The 3,386-nt window shown below is 55.0% G+C and carries 1 tRNA gene and 2 rRNA genes; all 3 read left to right on the forward strand.

The window, feature by feature from the left end:
• Positions 1-150 precede the first annotated feature (150 nt).
• Positions 151-3,009: ribosomal RNA gene (locus tag BYZ73_RS20470) — 23S ribosomal RNA — on the forward strand.
• A gap of 78 nt (positions 3,010-3,087) precedes the next feature.
• A 5S ribosomal RNA gene (gene rrf, locus BYZ73_RS20475) occupies positions 3,088-3,202 on the forward strand.
• 107 nt (positions 3,203-3,309) lie between these two features.
• A tRNA-Met gene (locus BYZ73_RS20480) sits at positions 3,310-3,386 on the forward strand.

Here is a 3,386-nt window from a genome sequence, read left to right on the forward strand (position 1 = left end):
CCGGCCCGAGTGGGGGTCTGACAGCCGGTTCGCCCGGCAAGTGATATCATCCAAGTCAAGTACACTAACCAACATGTTCCGGTGTGAACCAGCGCCGGAGCGGGAAATGTTGCTTTTGATCGGAAGAAGAGCTTGTCTTTTTCTGGATCAAATCAAGCGCGATAAGGGCGTTTGGTGGATGCCTTGGCAGCAAGAGGCGATGAAGGACGTGATAACCTGCGATAAGCTTGGGGGAGCCGGTAATAGGCTTTGATCCCAGGATCTCCGAATGGGGCAACCCACCTGACAGTTGATTATAATTGCCTTCGGGCAGCCTATAATCGGCTGAAACAGGTACTTGAGACCTGAATATATAGGGTTTCAAGAGCGAACCCGGGGAACTGAAACATCTAAGTACCCGGAGGAAAGGAAATCAACAGATACTCCCCTAGTAGTGGCGAGCGAACGGGGACCAGCCGAGCCGTGAATGTGACCAGAACAGTCTGGAAAGACTGACCATAGTGGGTGACAGTCCCGTATGGGAAGCATGATCGGACGCATTAAGTAGGGCGGGACACGTGAAATCCTGTCTGAAGATCGGGGGACCACCCTCGAAGGCTAAGTACTCCTTGCTGACCGATAGCGAACCAGTACCGTGAGGGAAAGGTGAAAAGCACCCCGACGAGGGGAGTGAAACAGTACCTGAAACCGAACGCCTACAAGCAGTCGGAGGCTCCTCGAGAGCTGACGGCGTACCTTTTGTATAATGGGTCATCGACTTGGTCTCACGTGCAAGCTTAAGCCGATAGGTGTAGGCGCAGCGAAAGCGAGTCTTAAATGGGCGTCGAGTTCGTGGGATCAGACCCGAAACCGAGTGATCTAGGCATGACCAGGATGAAGGTTGGGTAACACCAACTGGAGGTCCGAACCCACACCTGTTGAAAAAGGTCGGGATGAGTTGTGCCTAGGGGTGAAAGGCCAATCAAACTCGGAGATAGCTGGTTCTCCGCGAAAGCTATTTAGGTAGCGCGTCATCCGAATACCCCGGGGGGTAGAGCACTGGATGGGTAATGGGGCCCCACAGGCTTACTGATCCTAACCAAACTCCGAATACCCGGGAGTACTAGATGGCAGACACACGGCGGGTGCTAACGTCCGTCGTGGAGAGGGAAACAACCCTGACCTACAGCTAAGGCCCCCAATTCGTGGCTAAGTGGGAAAGCAGGTGGGACGACCAAAACAACCAGGAGGTTGGCTTAGAAGCAGCCATCCTTTAAAGATAGCGTAACAGCTCACTGGTCTAAATAAGTTGTCCTGCGGCGAAGATGTAACGGGGCTCAAGCCACGAGCCGAAGCTTAGGACTGCACATGCAGTGGTAGCGGAGCGTAGTGTGAAAAAACACCTGTCCTCTTCTATCGCATCGCTGAACGGACGCCTTTGGCGTCAAGTAGCGAAGCGATAGCGCAGGATAAGGTGTTTGCTGTGAAGCCGGGCTGTGAGGCACCGGTGGAGCGATCACTAGCGAGAATGATGACATGAGTAGCGACAAGGAGGGTGAGAGACCCTCCCGCCGAAAGTCCAAGGGTTCCTGCTTAAAGCTAATCTGAGCAGGGTAAGCCGGCCCCTAAGGCGAGGCTGAAAAGCGTAGCCGATGGGAACCACGTTAATATTCGTGGGCCAGGAGGATGTGACGGATCGCAGGTGTAGTGAGGCCTTATCGGATTGGTCTTGCTGCTGAGCGGTTCCTGGAAATAGCCCTCCATCAGACCGTACCCTAAACCGACACAGGTGGACTGGTAGAGCATACCAAGGCGCTTGAGAGAACGATGTTGAAGGAACTCGGCAAAATGCCTCCGTAAGTTCGCGAGAAGGAGGCCCGGTTCGTGGGCAACCATGGGCCGGGGGCACAAACTAGGGGGTGGCGACTGTTTACTAAAAACACAGGGCTCTGCGAAGTCGCAAGACGACGTATAGGGTCTGACGCCTGCCCGGTGCCGGAAGGTTAAAAGGAGGGGTGAAAGCTCCGAATTGAAGCCCCGGTAAACGGCGGCCGTAACTATAACGGTCCTAAGGTAGCGAAATTCCTTGTCGGGTAAGTTCCGACCTGCACGAATGGCGTAACGACTTCCCCGCTGTCTCCAACATCGACTCAGCGAAATTGAATTGCCTGTCAAGATGCAGGCTTCCCGCGGTTAGACGGAAAGACCCCGTGCACCTTCACTACAGCTTCACACTGGCATCAGGCATGCGATGTGCAGGATAGGTGGTAGGCTTTGAAACCAGGACGCCAGTTCTGGTGGAGCCTCCCTTGAGATACCACCCTTCTCCTGCTTGATGTCTAACCGCGGTCCGTTATCCGGATCCGGGACCCTGTGTGGCGGGTAGTTTGACTGGGGCGGTCGCCTCCCAAATAGTAACGGAGGCGCGCGAAGGTTGGCTCAGAGCGGTCGGAAATCGCTCGTTGAGTGCAATGGCAAAAGCCAGCCTGACTGCAAGACTGACAAGTCGAGCAGAGACGAAAGTCGGCCATAGTGATCCGGTGGTCCCGAGTGGAAGGGCCATCGCTCAACGGATAAAAGGTACGCCGGGGATAACAGGCTGATACTGCCCAAGAGTCCATATCGACGGCAGTGTTTGGCACCTCGATGTCGGCTCATCTCATCCTGGGGCTGGAGCAGGTCCCAAGGGTATGGCTGTTCGCCATTTAAAGAGGTACGTGAGCTGGGTTTAGAACGTCGTGAGACAGTTCGGTCCCTATCTTCCGTGGGTGTAGGATACTTGAGAGGAGTTGCCCCTAGTACGAGAGGACCGGGGTGAACGATCCACTGGTGGACCAGTTGTCGTGCCAACGGCAGTGCTGGGTAGCTATGATCGGACAGGATAACCGCTGAAGGCATCTAAGCGGGAAGCCCCCCTCAAAACAAGGTATCCCTGAGGACCGTGGTAGACCACCACGTCGATAGGCCGGAGATGTAAGCGCAGCAATGCGTTCAGTTGACCGGTACTAATTGTCCGATAGGCTTGATTTGATCCAGTAATAGCCAAGCTATGCTGGTCATCAGCAACACATCCCAGTGTACGCGACTTGGAGAATGGCTCTTCCTCGGTTTGGTGGTCATAGCACGAGCAAAACACCCGGCTCCATTCCGAACCCGGCCGTTAAGTGCCGTCGCGCCGATGGTACTGCGTCTCAAGACGTGGGAGAGTAGGTCGCCGCCAAACCTAGAAAGAGCCATATAACTCTCATTACGATGTTCCGTCCCCTCTTCCTTCAAATATGGGACGGTCCCGGCGCATAAGGAACACCGTTCCAGCGCCATACACCTTGGCGCGGGGTGGAGCAGCCCGGTAGCTCGTCAGGCTCATAACCTGAAGGTCGTAGGTTCAAATCCTACCCCCGCAACCA

The sequence above is a fragment of the Rhodovulum viride genome (assembly GCF_003265965.1).
In the GTDB taxonomy this organism is placed as follows: Bacteria; Pseudomonadota; Alphaproteobacteria; order Rhodobacterales; family Rhodobacteraceae; genus Rhodovulum; species Rhodovulum kholense.